This window comes from Glycomyces salinus, from assembly GCF_016428645.1.
GTDB classification, from domain to species: domain Bacteria; phylum Actinomycetota; class Actinomycetes; order Mycobacteriales; family Micromonosporaceae; genus Glycomyces; species Glycomyces salinus.
On the sequence record NZ_JAELXW010000032.1, the window covers coordinates 1 to 25968 of the forward strand.

25 protein-coding genes, 2 pseudogenes and 1 riboswitch are annotated in these 25968 nt (G+C 69.1%); of the genes and pseudogenes, 6 read left to right on the top strand and 21 right to left on the bottom strand.

The genetic code is table 11. The annotated features are described in order from the left end of the window. The 14 genes and pseudogenes from JFB92_RS10885 to JFB92_RS10950 form a co-directional block, all read right to left on the bottom strand. Positions 1 to 695, bottom strand: a pseudogene (locus JFB92_RS10885) (hypothetical protein); the annotation flags it as partial. A 351-nt stretch (positions 696 to 1046) separates the two neighbouring features. Beyond that, positions 1047 to 1628, bottom strand: coding sequence for a GNAT family N-acetyltransferase (locus JFB92_RS10890; protein WP_307789110.1), 582 nt, complete (start codon positions 1626 to 1628; stop codon positions 1047 to 1049). Between the two features lie 112 nt (positions 1629 to 1740). After that, the gene (locus JFB92_RS10895; RefSeq protein ID WP_199038009.1) at positions 1741 to 2295 is read right to left on the bottom strand and encodes a hypothetical protein; all 555 of its coding nucleotides are present in this window, start codon (positions 2293 to 2295) and stop codon (positions 1741 to 1743) included. Continuing rightward, a complete protein-coding gene (locus JFB92_RS10900; RefSeq protein WP_199038011.1) occupies positions 2292 to 2639 on the bottom strand; it encodes a hypothetical protein in 348 nt (115 codons plus the stop codon). Before JFB92_RS10900 ends, JFB92_RS10895 begins: the two co-directional genes overlap by 4 nt. Before the next feature lie 120 nt (positions 2640 to 2759). Then, on the bottom strand, positions 2760 to 3116 hold the full coding sequence (locus JFB92_RS10905) for a hypothetical protein (protein ID WP_199038013.1): 357 nt from the start codon (positions 3114 to 3116) through the stop codon (positions 2760 to 2762). A gap of 347 nt (positions 3117 to 3463) precedes the next feature. Beyond that, positions 3464 to 3916, bottom strand: coding sequence for an SRPBCC family protein (locus tag JFB92_RS10910; RefSeq protein WP_199038015.1), 453 nt, complete (start codon positions 3914 to 3916; stop codon positions 3464 to 3466). A gap of 113 nt (positions 3917 to 4029) precedes the next feature. Further along, the gene (locus tag JFB92_RS10915) at positions 4030 to 4362 is read right to left on the bottom strand and encodes an ArsR/SmtB family transcription factor (RefSeq protein ID WP_199038017.1); all 333 of its coding nucleotides are present in this window, start codon (positions 4360 to 4362) and stop codon (positions 4030 to 4032) included. After that, positions 4359 to 4808 carry an SRPBCC domain-containing protein gene (locus JFB92_RS10920; protein WP_199038025.1) on the bottom strand — a complete coding sequence of 150 codons (450 nt, stop codon included), beginning with the start codon at positions 4806 to 4808 and terminating at the stop codon, positions 4359 to 4361. The genes JFB92_RS10915 and JFB92_RS10920 overlap by 4 nt, the downstream gene beginning before the upstream one ends. A gap of 120 nt (positions 4809 to 4928) precedes the next feature. After that, complete coding sequence (locus JFB92_RS10925; RefSeq protein WP_199038027.1) at positions 4929 to 6026, bottom strand: hypothetical protein; 1098 nt, start codon at positions 6024 to 6026, stop codon at positions 4929 to 4931. Positions 6027 to 6046: 20 nt separating this feature from the next. Further along, positions 6047 to 6493 (bottom strand): hypothetical protein, encoded by a 447-nt coding sequence (locus JFB92_RS10930; protein ID WP_199038029.1) that lies wholly within the window; start codon positions 6491 to 6493, stop codon positions 6047 to 6049. A 10-nt stretch (positions 6494 to 6503) separates the two neighbouring features. After that, positions 6504 to 7112 (bottom strand): hypothetical protein, encoded by a 609-nt coding sequence (locus JFB92_RS10935; protein ID WP_199038031.1) that lies wholly within the window; start codon positions 7110 to 7112, stop codon positions 6504 to 6506. A 5-nt stretch (positions 7113 to 7117) separates the two neighbouring features. After that, positions 7118 to 7837 (bottom strand): hypothetical protein, encoded by a 720-nt coding sequence (locus tag JFB92_RS10940; protein ID WP_199038033.1) that lies wholly within the window; start codon positions 7835 to 7837, stop codon positions 7118 to 7120. A 1-nt stretch (position 7838) separates the two neighbouring features. After that, positions 7839 to 8147 (bottom strand): type VII secretion target, encoded by a 309-nt coding sequence (locus JFB92_RS10945; protein ID WP_199038035.1) that lies wholly within the window; start codon positions 8145 to 8147, stop codon positions 7839 to 7841. Between the two features lie 187 nt (positions 8148 to 8334). After that, on the bottom strand, positions 8335 to 8754 hold the full coding sequence (locus JFB92_RS10950) for a hypothetical protein (protein ID WP_199038037.1): 420 nt from the start codon (positions 8752 to 8754) through the stop codon (positions 8335 to 8337). A gap of 254 nt (positions 8755 to 9008) precedes the next feature. Between JFB92_RS10950 and JFB92_RS10955 the strand changes: the two genes are divergently transcribed. Beyond that, complete coding sequence (locus tag JFB92_RS10955) at positions 9009 to 9374, top strand: hypothetical protein (RefSeq protein ID WP_199038039.1); 366 nt, start codon at positions 9009 to 9011, stop codon at positions 9372 to 9374. A 4-nt stretch (positions 9375 to 9378) separates the two neighbouring features. Here JFB92_RS10955 and JFB92_RS10960 read toward each other — a convergent pair whose 3' ends face one another. Further along, positions 9379 to 12387, bottom strand: coding sequence for an AfsR/SARP family transcriptional regulator (locus JFB92_RS10960; RefSeq protein WP_199038047.1), 3009 nt, complete (start codon positions 12385 to 12387; stop codon positions 9379 to 9381). 167 nt (positions 12388 to 12554) lie between these two features. Here JFB92_RS10960 and JFB92_RS10965 point away from each other — a divergent pair, with 167 nt between their 5' ends. Together JFB92_RS10965 and JFB92_RS10970 are read left to right on the top strand one after the other, a co-directional pair. Continuing rightward, a complete protein-coding gene (locus JFB92_RS10965; RefSeq protein ID WP_199038049.1) occupies positions 12555 to 12830 on the top strand; it encodes a hypothetical protein in 276 nt (91 codons plus the stop codon). Positions 12831 to 13138: 308 nt separating this feature from the next. Beyond that, on the top strand, positions 13139 to 13750 hold the full coding sequence (locus JFB92_RS10970; RefSeq protein ID WP_199038051.1) for a hypothetical protein: 612 nt from the start codon (positions 13139 to 13141) through the stop codon (positions 13748 to 13750). Positions 13751 to 13783: 33 nt separating this feature from the next. Here the strand turns inward: JFB92_RS10970 and JFB92_RS10975 are convergent, their stop codons facing one another. Next, positions 13784 to 14242 (bottom strand): hypothetical protein, encoded by a 459-nt coding sequence (locus JFB92_RS10975; RefSeq protein WP_199038053.1) that lies wholly within the window; start codon positions 14240 to 14242, stop codon positions 13784 to 13786. Positions 14243 to 14472: 230 nt separating this feature from the next. Here JFB92_RS10975 and JFB92_RS10980 point away from each other — a divergent pair, with 230 nt between their 5' ends. Beyond that, complete coding sequence (locus JFB92_RS10980) at positions 14473 to 14970, top strand: hypothetical protein (protein ID WP_199038055.1); 498 nt, start codon at positions 14473 to 14475, stop codon at positions 14968 to 14970. Positions 14971 to 15019: 49 nt separating this feature from the next. On the opposite strand, the gene JFB92_RS10985 is transcribed toward JFB92_RS10980, so the two are convergent. Then, positions 15020 to 17620 (bottom strand): hypothetical protein, encoded by a 2601-nt coding sequence (locus JFB92_RS10985; protein ID WP_199038057.1) that lies wholly within the window; start codon positions 17618 to 17620, stop codon positions 15020 to 15022. Positions 17621 to 17786: 166 nt separating this feature from the next. Between JFB92_RS10985 and JFB92_RS10990 the strand changes: the two genes are divergently transcribed. After that, positions 17787 to 19868: a serine/threonine protein kinase gene (locus JFB92_RS10990; protein ID WP_199038059.1), complete on the top strand. Its 2082-nt coding sequence runs from the start codon at positions 17787 to 17789 to the stop codon at positions 19866 to 19868. A 3-nt stretch (positions 19869 to 19871) separates the two neighbouring features. Here JFB92_RS10990 and JFB92_RS10995 read toward each other — a convergent pair whose 3' ends face one another. Genes JFB92_RS10995 through JFB92_RS11005 form a run of 3 tightly spaced genes read right to left on the bottom strand, consistent with a single transcriptional unit; the run spans position 19872 to position 22219 of the window. After that, complete coding sequence (locus tag JFB92_RS10995) at positions 19872 to 20567, bottom strand: CE1759 family FMN reductase (RefSeq protein WP_199038061.1); 696 nt, start codon at positions 20565 to 20567, stop codon at positions 19872 to 19874. Continuing rightward, the gene (locus JFB92_RS11000; protein ID WP_199038063.1) at positions 20564 to 21025 is read right to left on the bottom strand and encodes a MarR family winged helix-turn-helix transcriptional regulator; all 462 of its coding nucleotides are present in this window, start codon (positions 21023 to 21025) and stop codon (positions 20564 to 20566) included. Before JFB92_RS11000 ends, JFB92_RS10995 begins: the two co-directional genes overlap by 4 nt. A gap of 9 nt (positions 21026 to 21034) precedes the next feature. Further along, positions 21035 to 22219: an LLM class flavin-dependent oxidoreductase gene (locus tag JFB92_RS11005; protein ID WP_199038065.1), complete on the bottom strand. Its 1185-nt coding sequence runs from the start codon at positions 22217 to 22219 to the stop codon at positions 21035 to 21037. A 524-nt stretch (positions 22220 to 22743) separates the two neighbouring features. On the opposite strand from JFB92_RS11005, the pseudogene JFB92_RS27225 reads away from it, so the two are divergent. Further along, a pseudogene (locus JFB92_RS27225) lies at positions 22744 to 24066 on the top strand (S8 family serine peptidase); the annotation flags it as partial. Between the two features lie 745 nt (positions 24067 to 24811). Here JFB92_RS27225 and JFB92_RS11010 read toward each other — a convergent pair. Then, complete coding sequence (locus tag JFB92_RS11010; RefSeq protein WP_199038067.1) at positions 24812 to 25657, bottom strand: SDR family NAD(P)-dependent oxidoreductase; 846 nt, start codon at positions 25655 to 25657, stop codon at positions 24812 to 24814. Positions 25658 to 25696: 39 nt separating this feature from the next. Further along, positions 25697 to 25933: riboswitch (cobalamin riboswitch) on the top strand. Positions 25934 to 25968 lie beyond the last annotated feature (35 nt).

The window sequence follows — 25968 nt, forward strand, 5'->3', positions numbered from 1 at the left end:
GGCGATGACACGACCGGAACCGAACACGACCAACCGCCATCCCGCCTGGGCGATACACGCGCGTCGTCGACGATCGTGAGCGATGTCGGCCGGGGCCGAGTGGTGACGCATGCCGTCATACTCAGCGCCGACCCTGAACTCCTCGAACCCAGGTCCAAACGGACCAGGCGGCCATCGCCCAGCCGCACCGGCGTCTGCGGGCGCGGGGTCGGCAGCCCGGCATCGAGGATCAGCCGGCGGCACCACGACTCCATCGGCGATTCGGCGCGTCCATCGGCATCGTCGAGGATCGAACGGAGCGACCGTACTTGGGTCGAATGCCATCGCGATCCATCGGCGACCGTTCGGGCCGCCCCGAGGCGGGCGCCGCGGCGGATGAGCTGATCGACTGCCGCTTGGGCCTCCAGACGCGGCAGCATCCGAGCGCAGTCGATCAGGGTCCGGTCCAGGTCGGTGACCCGGATACCGTCGATGCGGACGCACTGGTCCTCGGGCAGGCGCCACCGGTGCACTCTGACCTCCGCCGGGAGAGCGCAGGCGGCAGCGTGATCGGTGACGGCGAACTCGATCGGCCAGGCAGTGGCCTCGATACCCGGAGGCAGCGTTTCGACACCGTGGAGCAGCGCGGCCGATCGGGACACCGCTGTCAATCGGCCTGGAGCCGAGGCCGCGATGCGCCCGAGCCGATCGCGCATGGGCGCATCGAACGGGTCGCGCGGCCACGGGAACCGACGGTCCTCGGTCGCCGGCCAGTACGGCGGAAGATCACTCATCGGTCGATCATGAACCCGGCCGGTGACATTCGGGATGGTCGGCCGACTCGACGTCCGTCGGCGTGCCAGGCGGCGGAGCCGCTTTCCCGCAGCCGGGGGTCCCCTTTTGCCACGGGCGCCGTCAAAGCCCTCGCCGGCGAGCACTACCCGTACGACGGCCTCGAGGTCGCTGATTGCGATTTCCCAGACAGCGGTGTGGGGCGGCGAGGCGTGAGGTTGGTCTGACAATAGGCGGCCACCGGCAGCAAGCCAAGCGTCCCAAGCCGTTGCCTGTCAAACTTCGGTGGGGCGGATGGCCGCGTACAGCAGCATGTCTCGACGGACCTTGCCTATTGCCTGATGGCTTCGCAAGAGACCCTCGCGATCGTAGCCGGCACGCTCGGCAGTCCTTATCGAACCGACGTTCCAAGGCTCGATGTACAGCGCGATCCGGAACAGTCCCGGCACCGTCCATCCGAAGGCGCTGAGCGCGGAAAGCGCGTCGGCGGCGAATCCGCGCCCGCGGGCGGAAGGCATGATCGAGTACCCGGCCGTCGCCCGACCGGCCTCGAGTTCCCTGAGCCAGAGCCCGCATTGGCCGACCGCCGCATCGGTTCCGGCTTCAGCGATCGCAAAGGAGAATCCAACACCCTCGTCATAACGCACGAACTGCCGACGTAGCCACGCCAGGGCCTCCTCGTCATCGGCATGCAGCGGCAGCGTGCCGATCGTGGGAACGTAGGCGTCGGTCGCGAGTTCCCGGGCCATGGCGACGTCGTCCTCACGCGGCCTGCGGAGCACGACTCCACCGTGCCCAGGCGGCGTGGACGGCCACGGCGGGAGAGGCGAGGTCGACACCATGGCCTCATTATCCATGCGAACGGTCTCACCGGCCGTTGCCCGAAACGATGTTCGACAGTGAAGTCGGTCGCGCCGGGCGCAATCGGGCCGATCCCCAGGCCGAGGCCGCGTGGGAATTGCGGGCTTGTTACTCGTCGAGGTCGGGGCGTTCGGGCTGTGGACACGATCGCCTGGCCTCGTCCCATTCCTCGGGTGTTGTCGACTCGACGATGTCGGCGTAGGGGTCCCAGATCGCACCGTTGGTGGAGACCAGGGCTTCGATGTAGTCCTCGCGGCCCGGCGGTTCTGATATCGAGTAGCCGAGGTCTTCGAGGCATCCGGCCGACTCCACCACGAGGTCGAAGAACTCCCCGGCGGTGTCGCGGTCCATCGGCGGCGGAGGTTTGTCGAACCCATGCTCGGCCCAGCAGGACTCCAGGTCGGCCTGGTACTGGTCGGCCTGCGCCTCTTCGTGACTCGATTCGATCTCGTTGAACTCGTTGAGTTCGACCTCCCAACCGTGCTCGGTCATGCAATCCTGCATGATCTCCCCGGCCTCCAGGTTCGACATGAGCGGCATGTAATCCGACGCGTTCTCGCCGGGCGACTCCGATTCGCCATCGGAGCAGGCCGGCAGCAGCAGGAGTCCGCTGAGCACGGCCGGAACGGCCGTGCTCAGCGGCTTGGAACTACCGGACCTCACTGACAGCGTGCTCCCGCTCTGGTGAAGTCGTCCGCCGAGACCCGCCAGTTCGAGATCGAGTTGAAGGTCGTACGCGTGTAGACGGTCGTCGGGGTGGAGGTCGTGCCCGAGCGACGCACGTGGTCGTACCCGTCCGCCGCCAGGTGGTTCCAGTTGCCGACGGTGCCGGTGCTGTAGACGGTCACGGTCTGGCCGATTCCGCAGGTGACCGGGCCGCCCCCGTCGTCCTTGGCTTGGGCGGGGGCCGCCGCGGCCAGGCTCAGAGCGACGGCCGCCCCGATCGAGGTCGCTCCGACGGTGAAGCGCCGCAGTGCATTGGATTTCTTGGGAGTTCGATTTGACATGCGATTTCCTTCCTTTGACAGAGATCGGTGTGGATGTCAGGGTTGCCGGGACCTCCCAGTAGGCACACCTTCGCAACTGGGTCATGCGATCTCGGCTCGATCACCGAGAGGGCCGAAGAACTACTTCTTCCAGCACTCCACGTTGATGCCCCTGAAATCGGCTGCGGTGATCGTGAATTTGCGAAGTTTCGACCATCCGAAGGTCACTTTGATCGTTGTCGGCGACATGGCCAGTCCGGAACTGGTCTTCGCCGATCCGCTGGTGGGAAAGTGTGTGTGGGCGTAGTTCCCTACCGTGTTTTGGCTGACGGTCACGACCTTGCGGTCTGAGGAGCAGGTCGCGGGCCAGCCTTCGTAGGTCCTGGCCTGGGCCGGAGCGGCGAGGGCCAGGGATGCCGCCAGTGCCGAGGTGATGACGACGCCTCGGACGGCCAGCCGGCGCCGAAGACCGGGGCTCTTGGTAGATCGTCTTGTCATGCGATTACCTTTCTCTCGTCGGACACGACGCAGTCGCCGGTCCCGGTCGAATGTCCGCCGAGAAACGAAGAGCCGCCATAGTCGTCCCTTCGAGTGCCGTGTCCGCGGTGTGGGGGAATCGGACCTCGCTCGAATTCGAGGCTCTTTGATCTTCCCGGACCGTCGCACGGATGCCGCACGAGTGACGCACGCCTCTAGTGCGGCACGACGATTCGTCGGTTCCCAAAGGCCCCGCCGCGTGCTCCCAGGTCTGAGGCGTGCCGCAGCGTGAAGCAGCCGCTCGGTACCTTTGCTCCCTCATCGGGCAAAGTACGCAGAGCGGCTGCTTCACGTTTTGACCACGTCGGTCAGTTGAAGTTGTCGATCTTGACGTCGTTCGGGGCCGGGGCGCCCTTGCCGGACTCCAAGAGCTGCTTGAGGCTCATCAGGAACAGTGCCCACTTGGTGCTGCAGTGGTGCATGAACTCCACCGGTTCACGCCAGCCGCGGTGGGCGAACATGACGATCGTGTACTCGCCGTCGGTGCTCAGGTCCCATTCGATCGTGGTGCCGATCCACTCCTCGGGTCCGTCGATCACCTCCCAGCGGACGCGCTCGTCGGGCGTGGCTTCCAGGACCCGCATGTCGAAGCCGCCGGGTTCGGGCGCGCCCTCGAAGCGGAACTTGATGACGCCGCCGGGCGCGCCGTCGCCGGTGGTGTCCCTCGTCCACCAGCCGGACAGGCCGTCGATGTCGGTCAGCGCGCGGTAGACCGCCGCTTGCGGTTCGGTGATGCCCACTCGGTGCAGGATGTCGACCATGATCTCTTCCTAATCTTGTAGTACGGATGTCGGCTCGTGCTCCTCGCGGAGCGGATGTGGCTGACATTTTCGCTGTTCGTTCTCGACTCGACCCGGGATCGGCCGAATCGCCGTCACGGTTGTCGCTCGATGGCCTCGGCGATTTTCTTGATGCGCCGAAGGCGGGCGTCCCAGGCTTCGCCGGCCGCTTGGAGCTGTGCCGCGGCGCGTTCGAGTTGGGCCTGGTCGACCCGGTAGCGCTTCTCCCGTCCGACCTCGGTGGCTTCGACGAGTCCGACGCGGTCGAGGACGCCGAGGTGCTTGGACACCGCCTGCCGGGTCACCGGCAGGCGGTCGCTGAGCGCGGTGGCGGTGCGTGCCGGGGACTCCAGCAGCAGGTCGAGCAGTCGTCGGCGGGTCGGGTCTCCGATCGCCGACCAGAGTTCGTCGTCGGTCGCGGTGGTCATCGCCCGGTTCCCACCTGTTCGGCGCGCTCCTTGATGCGGGGCACGAAGAGGTCCCAGCCGGTCACGTGCTCCCGGTACTGCTCTTCCAGGGCGGCGATCTCCCAGCCGCGTTCGCGGAAGCCGGTCTCGGTCATCTTGAGGGTCGTGCCGGAACCGGACGGGACGAGCTCGAAGGTGACCAGCAGCGAGTTGCCCTCGGTCGCGGATTCGCCTTCGGGCTGGGTCCAACGGAACGTGAAGTTCCGCGGCGGGTCGGCGGCCACGACGGTGATGGGGACGGTCATGCCGTCCTCCCACACCAGTTGACCGGTCGAGCCGGGCTCGGGTTCGATCGCGGTCTCGGCGTCCCACCACTCGCGGATGTGCTCGGGCCGGCTGACGACGTCGAACACGACCTCCGGTGAAGCGTCGATGTGAATCTCGCGCTCGATGCTCGCGTACTCCATGAGTCCTCCTCGCTAATGCAACCTTTGGTTGCGTATTAGCTTAGCGTCCTTCGGGGCAATGTGCAACCAGAAGTTGCTAAAAATCTCGAACCGGCCGGAGCGGCACGCGCCTCGGCGGGGTCAGGGCCGCGGTTGGAACCGCAATCCTCCCAGGACCCACGGGACGTGCTCCCGGTTCGCGGCGATCAGGACCTCCCTGGCGCCGTCCCGGCACTCCACCAGCAGCGGGTCGTGGAGCCCGCCGCAGCGTCGGTCCCCTCGCCGCGCGGGGTGGAGGCGGACGAAGGTCAGGGGTGGAAAGGGCCGGGTCCGACGGGCCACGCCTCCGGGATCGGAGGCCGCCGCCAGGCCCGCCGGGCCGACGACCAGGTAGCCGTCGCCCTCCCGGCTGTATGGCACCTCGCCCAGGACCCGCGCCGGCAGCATCGTCTCGGCCTCCGGAGGGCTCACCCACGTCTGGGACAGCAGCCGCGCCGACCGGCGCTCGGCCTTGCGGCGCTGCCGCCGCCACAGCAGCGCGCCCACCAGCACCATGCCCGCGGTCGTGCAGGCCAAGGCGATGAGCGAAGCCGTGAGGACAGGCGGGGCGGCGATCGGGATCATGGCGACGATCGCATAGACGATGGCCGTCATCGCCGGGACCGTTCCGGTCCAGTTCCCCAAGGATTCGATGCTGCGGCCGAAGCGCTTCAGCCGCCACTCGAAGCGGGCCATCCAGAGCAGGGAGAAACCCAACGACAGCAGGCCGACCGCGCCCATCAGCGGCACCTTGTAGGCGCCGACCGGAGTGTCGGAGAGCCGCACCGACTCGCCGCCGGCGGTGACGACCTCCCGGATCCGACCGCGCCAGGCGGTGAGGGTGACCTGGTCGCCCACTTCGAATTCGTCGATGTCGGACTGGCCGCTGGCGAGCCGCACCCGGTAGTGGTCGCCGTCGACGTCGAACGCCACGAAGTAGCGCTTGTCGTCGCCGCTGCCCCGCACCTCCTTGTCGACGACGGCCGCCTCCGCGCGTTCGCGGCACTCGTCGGCCTCGCTCAAGTCGGCGACCGAATCCGGGCACGGCGGAGCCTCCAGGTAGGCGCGCTCCTCGGCCAGCGCCGACGGCAGCGTCAGCGGAAGAACGCCGATCCCGAGCACCACCAGAGGCAGGCCCAGCAGCATCAGGGCCAGAGGGCTGTTGACCTTGCCCGAGCGGCGAGGATAGAGCATCGGCATGGCGGTGACTCCCGGTTCGGTCAGAGGACGGGGACGTCCGGGGCGCCCTCGATCGGATGGCGCAGCCCGACGATTCGGATTCTGCCCTCGTCACTCTCGTCGGGGTCCACCGCGACTTCGCCGTGGCCCCCGGCCGCGGTGACGAGCATCCAGTGGTCCTCGGGCAGCCCCGGCGCGCTGTAGACCGCAGCGGTCTCCATGGCCCGGCACAGTTCCAGGGCGAGTTCCAGTTCCGACCGGACCCCGGTGGTCTCGGAGAAGCGGTCGCCGGTCTCCAGGATCGCCGACTCGACCTCGGTCTCCGGATTGAACGTGACCTGCGCGATCGGGCGGTCGACGGTCCCGGGAAGCGGGTTCCCGTTCACGACCACGCCGATCAGGTCCCTGGGTATCGAGTACACGGCCGCCACGGTGTCGGCGAGCCGGCGCGGGTCCGGCTGCTCGTAGAAGTAGATCATCGACTCCATCTCGGCCCCGCTATCCCTTGTAGCTCTTGTGGTGGCTGAACGCATTGAGCGCGGCGTTCCACCGCTCCGTCGTCACGTTCGGATTGCGGCGGTTCTGCTCCCAGGCCGCGTCGGTGTCGCCGCCGTTCTTGATCATAGATTGCAGCAGCCGGTATTCGAGCTGGTTGAGGTTGTGCACGCCGAGCCCCCCGGTCGGGTAGGTCCGCAGACTGTCGGAGCCGGTGTTCTCCACCTTGTACGTCCGGCCGTTGACCTCGTACTCGTGCTTGTCCGGATTCCAATTCGCCTCCCCGCGCCGGATCGCCTCGATGTCGGCGTCCATGTCCACATCGGGTTGGACCACCGAGTTCGACTTCTGCGCGTGGGTCTTCGGCGTGATCCGGTTCAGGTCGTGGCGCTTCATGTTCGGAGGCAGCAGTTCGCGGTGCGCCGCCGGCCCCTTCGGGGCCCGCGATATGGCGCGGCCGCCGGAATTCCCGCGGCCCACCGACAAGGCGTCCACCTCGGCCTCGGCGCGCGCCTGGGCCTCGGCCGTGTTGGACAGCACACCGCCGTGCCCGCCCTTCCTGCCGCCGCCGGAATCGCCGTCTCCGCCACCGGGTTTGCGGGTGCGAACCATCGGAGTCACCACTCCATGAGCCGCTTGAGGGCCGTGAGGCTCTCGTACAGCGCCGTCGAATAGGAGATGATGCGGCCGAGGGTTCCGGCGATCCATCCGATGATCTGTGCGGCCACTGCCGGTGTGGCCCCGCCCATCGTGACCGCCTCCTGGGCGATCCACGAGGGCAGCCGCGCCATGAGGGTCGCCGCCAGGTTGGCGATGAGGTCGCGCACGATGTCTCGCGTGGTGGCGACCAGGACACCGGCGGCCTCGGTGGCCGCGGCGATGGCGTACGCGGTCCCGGCCAGCCCGGCCGCGGCGTTGACGCCGTGCTGGATCTTCTCGCGGTAGGCGTCGGCCGCCGCGCCCCGCCACTCGCCCAGGTCGTCCTCGACCGCCGAGCGGAGGCGTTCGGCCCATTCCAGCTTCTGCTCGGCGATGTTCTTCCAGGTCTCCACATGGGAGGCGATGACGTCGGCGTCGCCGGTGAGCTCGTCGAGCCACTGGCGAACCGGTTCGATCTGCTCCATCAGCCAGGAGATGCCCAGCTCGATGACGCTGCCGAGCGGGTCCAGGACCACTGAGATCAAGTCCAGCGCCGCGACGGTCCCGGTCAGGGCCTGGTCCTTCCAGTCGCCGGATTCGATCGCGTCGATCAGCGCCTTCGTGTCGTCCCACAGGTAGTTGCCGGTCAACCAGGTGTGGGAGTCCTCGACCGGGGCGATCAGTGAGTCCTCGCCCACCTCAGCGCTCCTCGAAGTCGTCGAACATGAGCTTGGAGTCCTCGTCGGACCCTTCGTAGTCGTCGGCGGCGTCGCGCACGGCACCGGCGATCTCGCGGAGGTTCGTCGCGAGCTTGCCGAGGATGCGGTCCTGCTCGGTGGCCCGGGCCGCCAGGATCGGCGGCATCCATTCGCAGAACGTGCCGTAGGCGTTGTCGGCGTGCGCGACCTCCTTCATCGCATCGCCGGCGAGTATGAACTCGTCGACCAGGTCGTCGATGTGGTTCGCATGCCCGCGCAGCATCTCCGGGTCGACGTCGAAGCCGTTCACGCCGTGCTCTCCGATCAGTTCTCAGAAGACGAGCCGCCCGCCCGGAGAATCGGCGGTTCTCCGGGCGGACGCCTCTGCCGGACGAGTGTGCGGCAAGCCGGCATGGTTTCTGCACGGTTCATGCACGAGTCGGCGAACAGCCCTTGGGCTCTTTGCCATCGGGGAATTCGGCCGCCGACCGTTCGGCTCACCGCTCGGCGCCGCCGGGAGTGCACCAGGTCTTGAGCCGCCGGTTCAGCAGCAGCAGCACCGCCAGCGAACCGAGCAGGAGGTTCCGCCAGTCCGATCCGCTCGTACCCTGGGAGACCATCGAGGCCAGCGCCGCGGCGGCCAGGATCGCGTAGTAGAGGATCAGCACGATTCGCGCCCAGTTCTTGCCCCAGATCAGCGGGAACGACAGCGCGAAGATGAACCCGCCGAGCCCCACCGTCACCGCGGCGACGAGCATCAGCTCGCCCATGCTCTCCGGCACCTGCATCTCCTCCGGGGGAGACCCCGACAGCCCCAGGCACAGCAGAATGGCCACCAGCCCGGTCTGCACCCAGATCAGGGCCACGGCGCCCTTCCCCGCGCCGGGCATGTCCCGAAATCCGCGTGCCTCTTCCACTGCAGAAGGATCAGGATTCACTCGCTGCTCCAATCCGATACTGCTTCTGATGCTGTGGGACCGGCGCACGGAACGCGCACGAATCACGCACGGATACCGCACGACTGCTTCGATTGCGCGGGCCGAGCGTCGCCTCCTAAGTGGTCACCGACCGAGACCTCGAGACCCTTCAGGGGAGTCGGGAGCGGATCGGGAGTGAACCGGTAGTGGCCTCGTCCAGGATCTGTATTCACCACGAACACGAAGGAGGCCGAATGAAACTCTTCCATCGAACCCGCTTCAAGGAGCACTCGGAACAGGTCCCGGCTGCTGGGCGCCTGAAGCGGACGGCGGGCGCGATCCTCGCGGGCGCCGCCCTCGGCGCCGGGGTCCTTCTCGGCTCCCCCGCCTCAGCCCAACAAGTCGACGAGGGCGAGTTCGGCGCGGCGCATGCCGACTATTGCATCGTGTACCTGAACTCGGTGGGGTACACCACGGGGCCGCAGGCATGGGCCGGATGCGAGGCCGGAGCCCGAGGGGGATTCTGGAACAGGCTCGCCTGTGAAGGGCATCTTCAGGAATCCGGCGTCAGTTCCGTACACCGGCAAGAGGCCTGCTACCGGGCCGAGTACTACTGGTAGCCGTTCACGCCTCGGCATCCAGTTCGCGGGAGAGCGCCCGGGCCTCGGCATGCTCGGGCAGCTCCCGCACATCCACCAGGACCTGCAGAGCCTGGTCGACATGCTCGCGTGCGGTCGAGACGGCCCCGAGCCCGGCTTCGGCGCGAGCCATGGCGAGAAGGCTACGAGCTTGCCGGTGCGGGTATCCGAAGGACTCGAAGCCTCGGTACGCCTGCAGCGCGAACTCGCGCGCCGCGACGTGATCGGGCAGGCGCAGCGCGACCCTGGAGGCGTTGTCGAACGCCTCCAGTTGGAGTTCCGGGTCGTCTCCCCGGTTGATCTCCTCCAGCAGACTCCGGATCGCGTCCATGCCCTCCTCGGGGCGTCCGAGTTCACTCTCGACCTGCGCGAGGCGACATCGGGCCAGGAGCACTTCCGATTTCTGACCGAGCTGATTGCTGAGTGCGATGCTCGACTCGAGCGCTTCCTTCGCCCGCTCGGGCTTCCCCGCGGCGAGCAGCATCTCTCCGGCCGACAGCCGCAGGTTGGCGCCGTAATGTGACTCGCCGAGGACTTCGAGAGCCTTCTCCGCGTCATCGAGTACTCGCTCAGCCTGGTCGAACTGCCCGGTCTGGCCGTACAAATCGATCAATTGGCCCCAGGCGACGCTCGGCTCGCCGAGCTCGGCTGCCAGCTCCAGTGCTCCCAGCAGCGAAGTCTCGGCCTCATCGAACCGGCCGAGCCACTGCTGAATCTCCCCTAGGTTCGACGTGCACAACATCTGCAGGAGCTTGTCGCCTTGAGCGGTCGCGGCCATGAGTGCTTCACGGGTGTACGGTTCGGCCTCTCGCATTTTGCCGGCGTGGCAGAGGTTGGCTCCGTAATTGAGTCTGATCCTTCCCGAGTCGTCCCCGGTGCCGTGCTCGGCGATCAGGTCGATTGCGGCCTTGCCATGACGGGCGCCGGTCTCACGGTCGCCGGTGATGCTCGCGCAGGCGCCCGCCAAACTGTGCATCTGTGCCTGGCCCTCGATGTCCAGGTGCCGCTCAGCGTTCGCGAGCGCCAATTGCGCCGCCGCACCGATCTCGAATATACGAAATCCATCCATGAGAGAGAATCGCAGTGTGTTCGCCAGCCTCCAGATCCCGGGAGCGTCGCTCCAGGCCCGGCAGGCGTCGAGAACGTTGCCGAACTCCTCGCCGTCCCGGTTATCGATGTACCAGTCGATGCAGCGATCGACCAGGTGTGTTCGCTGCTCCTCGGAGAGCTCGGCCTTCGCGCGTTGTCGGGCATAGAGCTTCATCAGATCGTGGAATCGGAACCGTCCGGGCCGGTGGCACTCGAGCAGGTGGCCGCGGACGAGAGTCGACATCGCTCGATCCGTCTCGGCGGCTGAGGTCGCCATGATCGCTCGCGCCAGTCCGTCGGGGAAATCCTCCCCGGGAACGAGCGCCAGTCTGAGGCACGTGCGGTGAGCCTCGGGCCCGAGCGCGGTGAGGGAGTGCTCGAACGCGGCAGCGACGGCGGCCTGCGGGTCGCCCTCGATCGACAGCAGGCCGATCCGGTGCTCCTCGGCCTCGAGCAACTCGATGAAATCGCCGGGGGAGTGATGCGGGTTCGAGGCGAGGTTGGTCCCGGCCAACCGCAGCGCCAGCGGTATGTAGCCGCATAGTTCGGCGAGGCGCGAGGTGTCTTCGCGATCGCCTCGGAGGCGATCGTCGCCGACCAGGGAGGAGAGAATCCGGACCGAGGCGTCCCGATCCAGGGGCCCGATCCGGACCATCCGGGCCCCGTCGAGGGCGCAGAGCCCGGTCAGCTGGTTCCGGCTGGTGACGATGGCGGCACTGCCAGGGCCGCTCGGGACCAGTGGGCGGACCTGGGCCTCGTTGCGGGCGTTGTCGAGTACCACGAGCATCGAGCGGTCGGCCAGGAGCGACCGATACAGTGCCGCGGCCTCGGCGGGATCGGACGGGATCGATTCGGGCCGGTGGCCGAGCGTTCGGAGCATCGCTTGCAGGGCGGCGAGCGGTTCGAGTGGGGTTGCGGTGTCGAAGCCCCGCAAGTTGAGGTACAGCTGCCCGTCGGCGAACCGGCGTCGGTTGAGGCGTCCCCAGTGGATTGCCAAGGCGGTCTTGCCGATCCCGCCCGGTCCCGACAACAGGGCGACCGGAACATCAGAGGACGTCAGGATCTCGTCGAGGGTCTCGATCTCGACTCGGCGGCCAGTCAGCGGGCCGGTGTCGGCCGGCAGCTGTGCGGGAGGCGGCGGATTCGGCGAAGCGGAGGCGGCGTCCGGTGCGGGAAGGTCGTTGCCCAGGATCCGCCGGTGCAGCGACTGCAGCTCGTCGTCCGGGTCCAGACCCAGCTCGTCCGCCAGGCGAGCGCGGAGCTCGCCGTAGGTCTCAAGGGCTTCGGCGGTGCGCCCGGACCGGTGCAGCGCCGTCATCAGCTGCGCCACCGATCGCTGCCGGAAAGGATGCTCGGCGCACCGCTGCTGAAGTTCCGGCACGGTCTCGCCGTGCTCGCCGAGTGCCAACTTGAGATCGGCTCGACGCTCGGACAGCGACACCCGATGTTCCTTCAATCGACTGGCGATCGACTCGACCAGGCGGCCCGACAGTCCCGCGAGCGGCGCACCGCGCCACAACGCGATGCCCGACTCGATTTCGTCAAGCGCCTCCCGGAGCCGGCCCTCCCGGCGGTGCTGCCGGGCGGCGTCCTCGTGCACCCGGCAGCGGGACAGGTCGAGCTCGTCGGGCGAGATACAGAGCCGGTACCCTTCGCCGACGGTGACGAGCCGGTCCCCGGCCGGTCCGAGCGTTCGACGCAGCGCGCTGACCGCCTTGTGGACCTGATGCCGCGCGGTCTCCGGAGGAGGGTCGTCCCACATCGCCGCGGCCAGACGCTCCGAGGGGACCACGGTGTCGGCCTGATCGAGCAGGACGGTCAGGACCCGCGGAAGGTGGCGCCCGGGAAGCGGCAGGCGGGCACCATCGTGCAGCACTTCGACGGGGCCGAGCAATCGGAATTCCATCACCGCTCCGAAGGTGGGGCCTGACAGTTGCGCTCGCGCTCAGTCTCGCACGTGCCGCCGACACGGGGGGTCCATCGAACGGGGAGCCGAACGGGAGCGAACCGGGAGTCGGGCCCGCCAAAGTATGAGCGAAGAGCACATCGAAGACCCGGAAAGGACGGATTCCCATGAGAAAGCAACTGGCAGCCGCGGCGGTCATGGCGGCCGCCGCCGTGACGCTCGCCGCCGCCCCCGCAACCGCCCAGGCCGGTCCCGAGACGCAGACCTCGGCGGAGGCATCGGAGGTATCGGCCCTCGGCTGGAAGTACTACGGCGCCTATTCCAGCCTGTCGCGCTGCTACAACGTAGGCGCCAGCCACGGCTGGTCCGATTTCGTGTGCGTGGAGGACTACCGGGACGGCCGCTGGGTCTACGAGTTGTACTACTGGGTCTACCCCGTCTAGCGGACGGCGGGCACGGGTCCCCGGGCGTCCGATGCGATGAGCGACGCCCGGGGGCGGTGGGACCTGGACGGTGCTACCGATAGGCCCGCAACGAGTGCCGCAGTCCCCCGTGGCGCAGTCGCGGCCCGCCCCTTCCAGTCTCTGCGCCTGAGATTGCGCCGAGTTCCTATATTGACCGGGACCGGTCGCCGAAGCCTGGAGTCCTCCGAATGTCGTACCTTCCGCCCGCCCCGGGGCAGGACCCGAACACCCGGCTCCGACCGCCGAGCCGGAATCTGTGGCTCGTCGGTGGCGCGACCGTGGCATCGGTGGCGATCGTATTGACGACGATCCTGGTCATCACCCATCTGACCGCGGGCGGCACCGACGACGTCGCCGGGGGAGGCGAGAGCGGGCCAGACGACGCTCAGAGCGAGGACACCTCGGAATCCGGGAGCGGGTCCGGCGAATCGGCGGGGTTCTCCGAGGAGACCTGCGCGGCATTCGACCTCACGGTGTTCGAGGAGACGTTCGGCTCCGCGCACGATCCGGCGGCCGACTACACCGCTGCCAGCTCCGGCGAAGGATACTCGTCCTTGAGTTGCGAGTTCGCGACTGAAGACGCCGATGAAGTGAGCGTCTACGCATACGGTTGGCAGGATTCGGAGACACCCGCGAGTGCGCTGGAAGTCTCACGCGAAGGATTCGAGGACAGCCCGGATTTCGCGGTCACCGATCTGGTGGGATTCGGCGACGCCGGATACCGAACCGTCTACGAATCCACTTATTCCGTCCAGGTCGAATACCATTTCGTCCGAGGCGCCCTCGAAGTCAAGGCTTCGACCAGCGTCCCAAAGGAGGACCTCTCCGCCGAGGACGCGGCGGCGATACTCACCGACATCAGCGAGCAAACGGTGCCCCTACTCGAGGACCACGTCTGAGGACGGCTTCGCCCGCAACGGCACCCCCGGACACTACCGCCTGTTTCGGCACCAGTGCCGCATCTCCCGGGTGCGGACCAGCCCGATCAGCGTCGCGGCTGTCAGCATCCCGGGACTCGAACCGATGATGACCGCATTGGTCAGGACGGGATTGGCCGTCGTCGTGGCCACGACGAGCCAGGTCGCGACGCCGAAGGCCATGCCGACGACCTCGAACACGACCAAAGCCCTTCTCGCCCACGGCCTACCGGCGGCGATCTCGTAGGACAGCAGCGTCCGGAAGAACGTCGCCCCCATCAGCCCCACGAAGAACGACACCACGAGCGCTTGAACTTCTACATGCTCGGAGAGGTTCGCCTGGATCTGGATCCACGAGTCCCGGGCACTGCTCAATCCCGCCAGCGACTCGTAACCCAGGCCCGTGCAGCAGAGCAGTCCGAGCAGCGCCTGCGCCCGCAGGATCACCACGGCCGCCTTGCCTTCGGGCGGCATGTCACTGAAGCCCTTGCGATATGCCGGGGATCGCTCGGCTCTTGCGGGTTCTGCGTCCGTTGGTCTTGTCATGGGCCCTACCAAACGCTCGGCACCACTTGTGTCCCAAGCGTAGTGACGACCACCGACAATTTCAGTCGCCGAACCGACTGCGGCCATTCGGGCCCGTCTAGAATCAGCGCGTGATGACTTCCCGAGCATTCCGTAAGTGGCACATGGTAACCGGTGCGATGCTCACGGTCGTTGCCGTGGCCGGTTGCGGCGCCGACGCGGAGCCGGATGCCGAGACCTCGGCGCAGCCTTCCGACGTCGTCGTCACCACCGCCGCCTCCCCTACGCCCTCTCCCGACCCCGCTCCCACGACCTCGGAAGCTTCGGAGGGGTCGGACGCCAGCGGCCACGAGCCATGCGGCGACGGCGCATGCGAGGTTTCTTTCGCCGGTTCGGTCGAGTTCCCCATCACCGGCGCCGACGGCGAATGGACGGTCGCGGCCGCAGTCGAAGAGAACGGCGTCATGGTGGACCTGACCGAACCGACCGGCATGGGCGGTGGCGGCGGCCTGCTTCACCACGCCGATTGCACCCTGGTCGTCCGCGCCGACGGCGGCGGAAGCCTCTCATGCGCCGAGAACGGCGAAGCCCCGCCGGAACCCGAGCCCGGCGGGGCCGTCGTGCACTTGGCGGAGTTGAACGGGGAGGACGCGACCATCAAGGCGGCCTTGGGCTGACGGTCCGGTCGGCCTTGAATTCCGAAGACGGTGATGACGCCGTCGACCCTCAGCAGGCCGCGAAGAGCACTGTGGTCGCGAGTGGCTCGTTGGAGTAGCAGGTGTCGTCCCAATAGCCCTGGTCTCCGACGACGGTGATGCGGATGCCGCTGAGTTCGCCGTCGGGGCCGTTGTACTGCGGCACTGCCAGGTAGAACAGGTGCTCCTTGGCCCGGGTTTTGACCGCGCGTTTGGCGGCCTGCTCGGATTCCTTCATCGTGAAGTTGGTGTTGCGCCAGCAGGTGACGAGGTTTCCAACGTCGGCGTCGGTCGCGCCGAGCCCGTCGAGGTCGTTGGCGACCAGGTGGCACCGGTGGAACAGGGACTGGTTGTCCTTGGCGTGCGCGTTGCTCGCCGCGGTGGGCCAGTCCCACAAGACCTGGTTTCCGGCGGCGGTGCCCTTGTTCAGCGGCGCGCACAGGTAGGCGGCGCCGTAGTGGGCCCTGGGGCCGTCCGAATAGCCGGGGCTGCTCGCGGTCATCTCGGTGGCGCCTCCGTGGGTGACCCAGGGGCTGCAAGGCTTGTCGGGGTCTTTCCAGTTGACGGCGGTGATGGCGCCGGTGGCGTCAGTGGTGATGAGTCCCTTCGCCTCCATGTCGGCAAGGTACTCCTCGGGGAGGCCGAAGCCGTTGAGATGCTCGATGATCTCGTCCATGGTCGGCCGGATCAGTGAATTGCACAGCGACGCCCCCGGCCACTCGTAGGTGCCGCGTCCGGTGGCGACGGTGACGTTCGCGATCTGGGGATCACCGCCGGTGCAGGACTGTTCTGCGATCGATTGCAGTTCGGGCTGGAGCGCGGGTGCGGCCGCGTTCCACAGGTGCCGGTTCGTGTTGGGGACGATCAATCGCGTGTAGACGGTGCAGTCCTCGCCGGTGCCGCTTGCGTTGGCGGCGGCCCGTTCCGCTGCGGCGGCCAGATCCGCGTCGGGTACGGAGACGATGCCCGTGCAGCGGGTCGGTTCGGGCTCGGGGAAGTCGCTGAGAAGGACGGCGTCCGAGACGGTGCCCTGCTCGTTCGGCAGGAGCGTGACCGTCGGTGCGGCGGGATCGGCGAGCGCGGCTGCGGCGGCCTCCAGAGCCGGCTGGTAGGCGGCCAGTAGAGCCGGATCCGAAGCGGCCAACACGTCGGCGAGCGCATCCCATCCCCGGAAGCGGTCGCCGGCCTGGGCCAGGCGGTTGAGCGTGGGCAGGTCGGCGTACTCGCCCTCGGCGGGGGCCGCCTCGGTCGCCGCGTCCGCCGCGTCGAGGGCCGCGTCCGGGTCGATGCCGGAGTCGATCATCCGGGAGAGCGTGTCGACCAGGCCGGACGCCAGGACGGGGGCGACCTTCCCCAGAATCCGGTCGAGCGCGGGCTGCTTGGCCTGGCCGCCCAGCTTGTCGAGCAGATCCATGTACTTGCCCTGGTCGCCGCCGCCGAGTTGGGGCGAGTACACGATGACCGCGTACGCGACCGTGATCTCGGTGGTCTGGCCCGGCGCGGGTGTCGGGGCCGGGTTGCCGAAGCTCATCGTGGTGGTCGACGCCGAGCTTCCCGGCTGGATGGTGCCGAGATCCTGGTTCACGGGCGACGTGCCGGGAGTGACACTCGCGGTCACCAGCGCCTCGCCGGGGCCGGTCCCGACGTTCTCGACCGTCGCCGACCATGAACAGGTCGAGCTCCAGCAGTCGGTGGCGTTGATCGTCGCCTGGAAAGCGGGCCATACGGGTTCGACGTTGGACTGGGCCGGGGGCGGTTCGGGCTCCTCGCCCCCGGTGTCGGCAGTCGTCTCGCCGCTGTTCGTCTCCTGCGCGGTGGACCGGACCAGTTCCCCGGTCTGCGGGCCCGCCGGACCCGGTACGAGCCGCATCCAACCGGGAGCCCCGGCCAGCGCCGGCGTGACGGTCACGTCCTCGCCGCCTTCCCAATCGGCCGTCTCGGTCCCGTAGGAGCCGGACGTCGCGGCCGGGCGCCCGATGAGATCGGAATCGAGCGGCCCGGCCAACGACAGCACCTCGCTGGGAACGGTGTCGGTGCGCACGAGGGTCCAGTCCTGCCAAGTGGTCGTGATCGTCCCGGCAGCGGGGGTATCGACTTCGGTCCCTTCGGCGTCGATGGCGCGGATCAAGTCCGCCACCGCTTCGGGGGCGAGGCCGCCTGAGACGTCGAGCGGGAAGGCCGTGCCCTCGTCGGGCCGCACCCAGGTCCCCTCCAGCTCTCCGGCCTGGGCCGGGGACCGCCGCGCCCACCAGTCCTGGTCGCCGAGGACCGCGGACGACTCCGGTGTCACGTGGAGCTCCGCGCTCCCGCCGAGCCGGTCGTCGACCGTGCCGACGGCGTATCCGTCATCGGTGACCGAGAACCAGCCGTTGATCTCGGAGCCGTCGGGGGCGATGTAGGTGTAGGCCAAGTCGATCGCGGAGGCCCCGTCGAACGCGGCGGCCGGGTCGGAGTCGATCTGCCCCACGTCTGCGCTCCTCGGCGCCAGGGCGAACACCGTCGCCGTGACGGCGAAGACACCTGCGGCGAGATAGGCGATCCAGATCCGGCTCCGGGGCCTGTGCGGCGGCCGGAACCGGGGCGCGTACGGATAGGGCGGCTGCCGCCATCGGCCGTCTTGGGGCTGGTGCAACGGGGGGCCTCCTGCATCGGGGTGAGAACCACCCCAATATGGGCGGACCGGTCCCGTATCCGTCACCGATCCGTCCCGGGGCCCCGAGCGGGCCAGAGCGCGGAATTCGGCTGGCCGCCTTGGCTACGCGGGACGGATTCGGGACCGCGTCTCGCAGACTCGCCGCATGGAACCTCTCAGTCCCCGGGACCGCGCCGATCTGCCCGACATTCCCGGATACGACCTCATGGCCGAGCTCGGGCGCGGCGGCATGGGGTCGGTGTACCTCGCGGTCGGCCCCGACCGGACCCTGGTGGCGCTCAAGCTGGTCCACGGTCACCTCCTGCGGGAGGAGGAGTTCCGGTACCGGTTCCGCCACGAGGTCTTCAACTCCCGCGGCACGGTCGGCGGGGCCTGGACCGCCGCCGTGGTCGACGCCGACGAGGAGGCCGACCGGCCCTGGCTGGCCTCCGAGTTCTATTTCGGGCCCACCCTGGCCGACGCCCTCGATGCCGCTCCGCTCGGCGAGGACGCCGTCCTGCGCCTCGCGGCCGGGTTCGCCCGCGCGCTCCAGTACATCCACGATTTGGGGCTGGTCCATCGTGACGTCAAGCCCTCCAACGTGATCCTCACCGGGAACGGCCTGCGGATCATCGACTTCGGCATCGCGCGCGCCACCGACGGTCGCGGCGACGCGACCCTGACCCACACCGGCGTGTTCCTCGGCGCCCCGCCCTACATGTCGCCCGAGCAGATCGAAGGGGGTGACATCGGAACGCCCAGCGACGTCTTCTCGCTCGGCACCACCCTCGTCACCGCCGCCACCGGGACCAATCCCTTCGACCTCGGCAATCCGTTCGCCACCATGCGGAACGTGGTCGAGTCCGAGCCCGACCTCTCCGGCCTGCCGGACCGGCTGCGGAGCGTGGCCGCCGCCTGCACGGCCAAGGACCCGGCCGCCCGGCCCTCACCGGACGAGCTGATCGCGATGCTCGGTCCCTATGCGGACGAGGCGATCCGGTGGCCGGACTCGACCGCTGAACTCGACGCCGCTCAGCGCCGCGAGGTAGCCGAGCTGCTGCGCGCTCGCGGACTGGCGGCGGACGAGCAGGTCGACGGGCAGGTGGCGGTCGTCGGCGCGGACGGGACGGGACCGGAGTACCAGGCCGGTCATGTCCACGCCGAGGAGGCCGCCGGCGGGGACGACGAGACCGTCTGGTTCGGCCCGAACTCGGACGGCAGCACCCGGAAGTTCGGCACGCGGACCGGCGGCCCCTCCCCGGGCGGGGACACGGTCGGCCCCGGCTCCGCGGGCGGCGGCACGACAGACGACGGTCCCGGCGACGGCGGCGCCCCGCGCAGCCCGAAACCGACCTCGGGATCCTCGTCCACTCCGACCCACAAGGGATGGATCGTTTTCGCCGTCCTCCTGGCGGTGCTCCTCATCGCCGCGCTCGTCGAGAGCGGAGGCGACGGAGACGAGCCCTCCTCTCAGGGCGGGACCACCGAAGCCGAGGACACCGACGACACGTCCGACGACTGGTCCGATGAGGACACCGAGTTCGAGTACGAGGAGCCGACCGAGAGCCAGAGCCCCGATGAGGTGGACGGCGCCCGGATCGGCGACTGCTTCTCGAACTACGGCGACGAGTACAGCACCGACATCGAGCCGACCACCTGCGGAGCCAACACGTTCGAGGTGGTCGACATCGTCGAGGGCGGCGACCTGAACTCGTGCGACTACGTCGACGACGCCGACAAGGTGGTCACCTCCGGCTCCCGCGCGCTGTGCCTCCGCTTCATCCCCTCAGAAGGCGACAGCGCCTACCATGCCCAGCCCGGCGAATGCGTCTACGGGCCCGACGGAGGCGAGCCCTGGTACACCACCGACTGCGGGACGGGCGTGTTCGAGGTCCTGGAGCGGATCGAAGAAGTCGCGGACGGCGACGCCTGCTCCGATTCGACCTACTTCAATCATTGGCGGACCTACGGGACGGGCGACACCTACCTGCACGCGACGCTCTGCCTCAGCATGATCTACCCGTACGGCGATATCGGATACGCGGAGCTGGACCACTGCCTGATCGTCTCCGATGACATCGAATACTACGAGTTCGCCACGGACTGCGACTACGCGAACGCCTATGTCACCGGCCGGACCGGCGACTACGACGTGGGCGAGAGCTGGTGCGGGAACGACGGCTGGTCGACCTGGGCCAGCGACGACTTCCCGAGCCACTCGTACACGGTCTGCTGGCGCAGATTCTGAGGCTCAGTCCGACCTGGGCTTCTGGCGCGGCGCGCCGCCGGTCGCCAGGCGCATCAGGTCGGTGTCGAGGTCGATCTCCACCTCGGTGCCCCCGGCACTGCCGTAGGAGTGCTGGTAGCTCTTCCAGGACTCGTCCCGGACCCGGTCGGCGAAGCCGCTCTCCATCAGCAGCAGCAACTCGATCGCCGCCCGGTCGACCCGCTTGCCCAGTTCGGCGTCGTTCCAGTCCTCGCTGGCGGCGAAGACCGAGGTCGGGACCGTCATCGTCCGCAGGTAGGCGAACAGCGGGCGCATCTGGTCGTCGACGACCAGCGCGTGCCGCGCCGTGCCCGCCGTCGCGGCCAGCACCACCGGCTTGGCGATCAGGAGATCGTTGTCCAGCACGTGGAAGAACGAGCTGAACAGCCCGCTCGGGGCGGCCTTGTAGACCGGGGCGCTGGCGACGATCCCGTCGGCGCGGCCGAGGACCTCGATCGCGCGCTCCATGCCCGGCCCCATCAGCTGCGAGGTCAGGGCCGTCGCGATCTCGCCGGACAGGCCGCGCAGGTCGACCACGTCCACGGCCACGCTCTCGCCGCGATCCGAGGCCAGGGCTGCCGCGCGCCCGGCGACCCGGTCGGCCAGCAGCCTGGTCGAGGACGGGTCGCTGGTGCCGCCGCTGACCACGGCCAGCCGGAACTCCCTCTTCGGCTCGCTCATTCCTCGTTCTCCCTTTCAGAACCGTCCTGACCCGCCAGTCTGCGGCAGATCTCCTCCAGCTTGAGCATGTCCTCTTCGGTCAGTTCGGCGCGCACCGAGCGGGCGACGCTCGCGCCGTGCCGCCCGCCTACGCGCCGCTGCACGTGCCGCCCGGTCTCGGTCAGGTCGAGCAGGACGCCGCGACCGTCGGCCGGGTCGGCGCTCCGGGCGACCAGGCCGCGCTCGACCAGGCGCTCGACCAGCCGCGAGAGCGCGGGCTGGCTCAGCAGCACGTTGCGGCCCAACTCGCCCAGGCGCGTCGGCTCGTCGCATTTGGACAGGGTGTAGAGCACGTCGTACTCGCGCATCGACACCTCGACCCAGATGTCCTCGGCGGCGAACCGCTTCATCAGGACCGCGTGCGCGACCAGGAGCGACTCCCACGCGTCGTTGGCCAGGCGGCCGCTCGAACGGGTCATCTCCTCCTCCTAGCCGATGGTCGGGTAGGTCGCGCTGTCCTGGCTGTCCTGGTATGGCGAGCCGCCGGTGACGTTGTCGCCGCGGTTGGCGTTCGGGCGCGGCTGCCGGACCGGGCCGTCGCCGTACTTGGCCTCGACCAGGCCGGCGTGGGTCGGGGCCGGGGCGGCCTCGGCGTCGCGGCGCGCGGCCAGTTCCTTGCGCAGCACCGGCACGACCTCTCCGCCGAGCAGTTCAAGCTGGTCGAGGACCATCTTCAGCGGCATCCCGGCGTGGTCGATCAGGAACAGCTGGCGCTGGTAGTCGCCGAAGGTCTCCTGGAACGTGAGCGTCTTGTCGATGACCTCCTGCGGGCTGCCGACGGTCAGGGGCGTCATCTGGCTGAAGTCCTCCAGGCTGGGCCCGTGGCCGTAGACCGGGGCCTCGTCGAAGTAGGGCCGGAACTCCTTGACCGCGTCCTGGGACCGCTTGGCGATGTACGCCTGGCCGCCGAGTCCGACGACGGCCTGCTTCTTGGTGCCGTGGCCGTAGTGCTCGAACCGGGTCCGGTAGAACTCGATCAGCCGCAGCGAGTGCGCCGAGGGCCAGAAGATGTGGTTGGCGAAGAAGCCGTTGCCGTAGAACGCGGCCTGCTCGGCGATCTCGGGGGTGCGGATCGAGCCGTGCCACACGAACGGCGGCACGTCGTCCAGCGGGCGCGGCGTGGAGGTGAAGCCCTGGAGCGGGGTGCGGAAGTTCCCCTCCCAGTCGACCACGTCCTCCCGCCAGAGCCGGTGCAGCAGGTTGTAGTTCTCCAGGGCCAGCTCCAGGCCCTTGCGGATGTCCTGCCCGAACCAGGGGTAGACCGGCGCGGTGTTGCCGCGGCCGAGCATGAGGTCCACGCGGCCGCCGGCCAGGTGCTGGAGCATCGCGTACTCCTCGGCGATGCGCACCGGGTCGTTGGTGGTGATCAGGGTGGTCGCGGTGGTCAGGATCAGCCGCTCGGTGCGGGCGGCGATGCCTGCCAGGAGCGTGGTCGGCGAGGAGGAGAAGAACGGCGGGTTGTGGTGCTCGCCGATGGCGAACACGTCGAGGCCGACCTCTTCGGCCTTGACGGCGATCTCGACGACCGCCTTGATCCGCTCGGCCTCGCTCGGGGTGTGCCCCGAGACCGGGTCGCGCGTGATGTCGCTGACCGAGAAGACTCCGAACTGCATCGTGGCTCCAGTTCCCCGCCGCAGCGGATCAAAAATTCATGCGTTTGCATCTACCTCAACGGTGCCACGGCCTAACCCATTCCCGTCCACTACCGGTGAGACCGCTCACCTCCCGTGCGCTGGGCGACACGCCGCCCGATATCCGCCGGGCCGAGCAGAGTGTCGCCCAAGATCGGGTTCCAACCGGACACACCGAGAGGACCCCGATGCAGGCACGCCGCCACCTGTCGCTCGCCGCCGCACTCCCCTTGCTCGTCGCGCCGATGCTCTCGGCCGCCCCCGCCCGGGCCGACGATTCCAAGCATGTCTGGCTGGTCGAACTCGCCGCCGGAGCCGAGGCCGCGGACCTGGAGACGACCCCCGGCGTCGAACTGCGCCACGACTTCGACCGCATCTGGAACGGCGTCTCGCTCGAAGCCGACGCGGCCACCGCCCACGGCCTCGAATCGCTCGACCGGGTCGAACGCGTCTGGGCCGACGTCACCTTCAACAGCCCCTCCCTGCCCGAGTCGGAGCCGACCGAGATGGCCCGCGCCACCGAGACCACCAACGCCGCCGACGCCCACGCCCGCGGTGTCGACGGCACCGGCCTCAAAGTCGGCATCATCGACACCGGCATCGACTACACCCACCCCGATCTCGGCGGCTGCTTCGGCCCCGGCTGCCGCGTCGAACTCGGCACCGACCTCGTCGGCGATGACTACGACGCCGACGACCCCGACAACGCCGAGCCGGTCCCCGACGACGACCCCGCCGACTGCGCCGGCCACGGCACCCACGTCGCCGGGATCGTCGGAGCCGACCGACAGGCCGCCGAAGGCGTCACCGGCGCGGCCCCCGGCGTCACCTTCGGCGCCTACAAGGTCTTCGGCTGCGAGGGCTCGACCAGCGCCGAAGTCATCATGCAGGCCCTGGAGGCCGCCCTCGACGACGGCATGGACGTGGTCAACCTGTCCCTGGGCCAGTCCTTCCAGTGGCCCGGCTACCCCACCGCCGAAGCCGCCGACTCGCTCGCCGACGAAGGCGTCGTCGTCACCGCCTCCATCGGCAACTCCGGCGAGGCCGGGATCTGGTCGGCCTCGGCCCCCGGCGTCGGAACCGACGTCATCGGCGTCGCCTCCACCGACAACCCCGTCATGCGCATGAGCGCCGCCTACGCGCCGGACCTCGACCGCCGCATCGGCCACCGCACCATCGACCAGGCCCCCGAGCCCGAGCCCGGCACCACCTCCGACCCGCTCGTGTGGCTCGGCCGCGGCTGCGACGACGACGAATCCGCCGGGGACGTCGAGGGCGGGACCGCGCTGATGGTCCGCGGCGGCTGCACCTTCGCCGAGAAGTACGAGCGCGCCGTCTCCGAGGGCGCGACGGCCGTGGTCGTCCACAACGACCGGCCCGGCCCCTTCGGCGGCTCCGGCGCCGAGAACCTCGAGGTCCCGCTGGTCGCCGTCACCGACACCGACGGCCGCGACCTGCGCGACCTGGCCGAGATCGGCGCTGAGCCGGTCCTGGAGTGGAAGGCCGGCACCGCCACCGTCGACCTGCCGCGCGGCGGGCAGGCCTCGATGTTCACCTCCTGGGGCCCGGCCCCCGACCTGGGATTCAAGCCCGACCTGTCCGCACCCGGCGGCGGCATCTGGTCGACCTACCCGGTCGACGAGGGCTCCTATCGCTCCCTGTCGGGCACCTCCATGGCCGCCCCGCACGTCGCCGGGGCCGCCGCGCTGCTGCTCCAGGCCGAACCCGGCCTCGACCCGGCCGCCGTGCGCGACCGCCTGGCCAACTCGGCCCGGCCCGTCATGTGGGGCGAGAACCCCGAACTGGGATACCTGGAGGCCGTCCACCGGCAGGGCACCGGCGTCATCGACGTCACCGCCGCCCTCGACGCCCCCGGCGCGCTCACCCCGACCGGGATCAACGTCGGCGACGGCGTGGAGGCGCGCACCTTCGAGGTCGAACTGGCCTCTGCCTCGAACCGCACCGAGTCCTACCGGATGGGCCACCAGACCGCGATCGCCACCACCGGCGACATCCGCGACACCGGCTACCACGTGGCCGCACCCGAGGTCGACTTCGAACCGAAGACGGTCGAACTCGGCCCCGGCGAGACCGCGAAAGTGACCGTCACCATCGCCCCGAACGCCGAACTGCCCGAAGGCAGCGTCTTCGGCGGCCGCGTCCTCGCCAGGCCCGAACAAGGACGGCCCCTGGCCGCGGCCTACTCCGGCTACTTCGGGAACTACCTGGACATCCCGGTCCTCGAACACCCCGACTACCCGAAGCTGGCGGCCGTGGTCGACGAGGACCCCGAGACCGGCGAGGCCGAGTTCCGGGACCTGCGCGAGGACGAGGAGTTCAGCCTCTCCGACGACCGGCTCCCGGCAGCCCTCGTCTACCTGGGACACATGCCCCGGGCCCTGGAGGCGACGGTCGAGAACGCCGACACCGGCGAGGTCTTCGAATGGGACCGCGAGGAGTACCTGCAACGCTCGCCCGGACCCGACGACACGGCCGTGATCGACCTGGCCGACTTCGAGGCCGACCGGCCCGACGTGCTCGAACCGGGCCGGTGGCGCCTGGAGATACGCGTCCTCAAGGCCCTCGGCGACGAGGCGAACCCGGACCACTGGGAGCAGTGGCGCTCCCCGGTGATCCGGATCGTCGAGTTATCCCCGGCTCTCGGCGACGCCTGCGGAGCCGTAAATCGGCACGGTGGACGATCCTGGCGCCTGCCTGGTCGCGCGGCATCATCGTGATCTGGTCGATGTTGACGCGGGCCGGGCGGGTCGCGACCCACGCGACCGCCTCGGCCACGTCCTCGGCGGTCAAGGGGGTCATGCCCTCGTACACCGCGTCGGCGCGCTCGCCGTCGCCGGAGAAGCGGACCAGGCTGAACTCGGTCTCGACCATGCCCGGGTCGATCTCGCACACCCGCACCGGCCGGCCCAGCAGCTCCAGGCGGAGCGCCCGGGTGATCGCCGCCTCGCCGAACTTGGCGGCGTTGTACCCGGCACCGCCCGGGTATGCCTCGTGGCCCGCGATCGAGCCGATCGTGACGACCTGGCCGTCGCCGGAGGCGATCAGCAGCGGCAGCAGCGCCTTGGCCACGCGCGCCCAGCCGAGCACGTTGACCTCGTACATCCGCCGCCACGCCTCCAGGTCGGCCTCGGCGACCTCCTCGAGCCCGAACGCGCCGCCGGCGTTGTTGACCAGCAGGTCGCACCGGTCGAGCCGGTCGACGAACGAGGCCACCGAAGCGGAGTCGGTCACATCGAGCGGCACCGCGGTCCCGCCGCAGTCGGCGGCGACCTCGGCCAGGCGGTCGGCCCGGCGGGCGCCGAGCACCACCTCGAACCCGGCCTTGGCGAGCTCGCGGGCGCTGGCGGCGCCGATCCCGCTGCTGGCCCCGGTGACGACGGCGAGAGGTCGATCGCTCATCAGTGTCCTCCGTAGCGGTGCGTGTCCGGGCGTGACCGTACCATCGGAGACGACGCCGGTTCCGAGACAGCCGTCGGCTGCCTCGGCTAAGAGGGAACCTGGTGCGATTCCAGGACTGCCCCGCAGCGGTGAGAGGGAACGGAAGCCGTCACACAGCACTTGGCTCAGGTCCCGGCCGAAAGGAGGCCGGGCGGATGGAGGCCTGGGAAGCGACGGCCGGTAGGAGCGGGAAAGGCGCCCTCGAGTCCGAATACCTGCCGGCGTACCGCGCCCTGCGCGCGGTCCGCGCTGTCCAAGTTCGAGGGAACTGA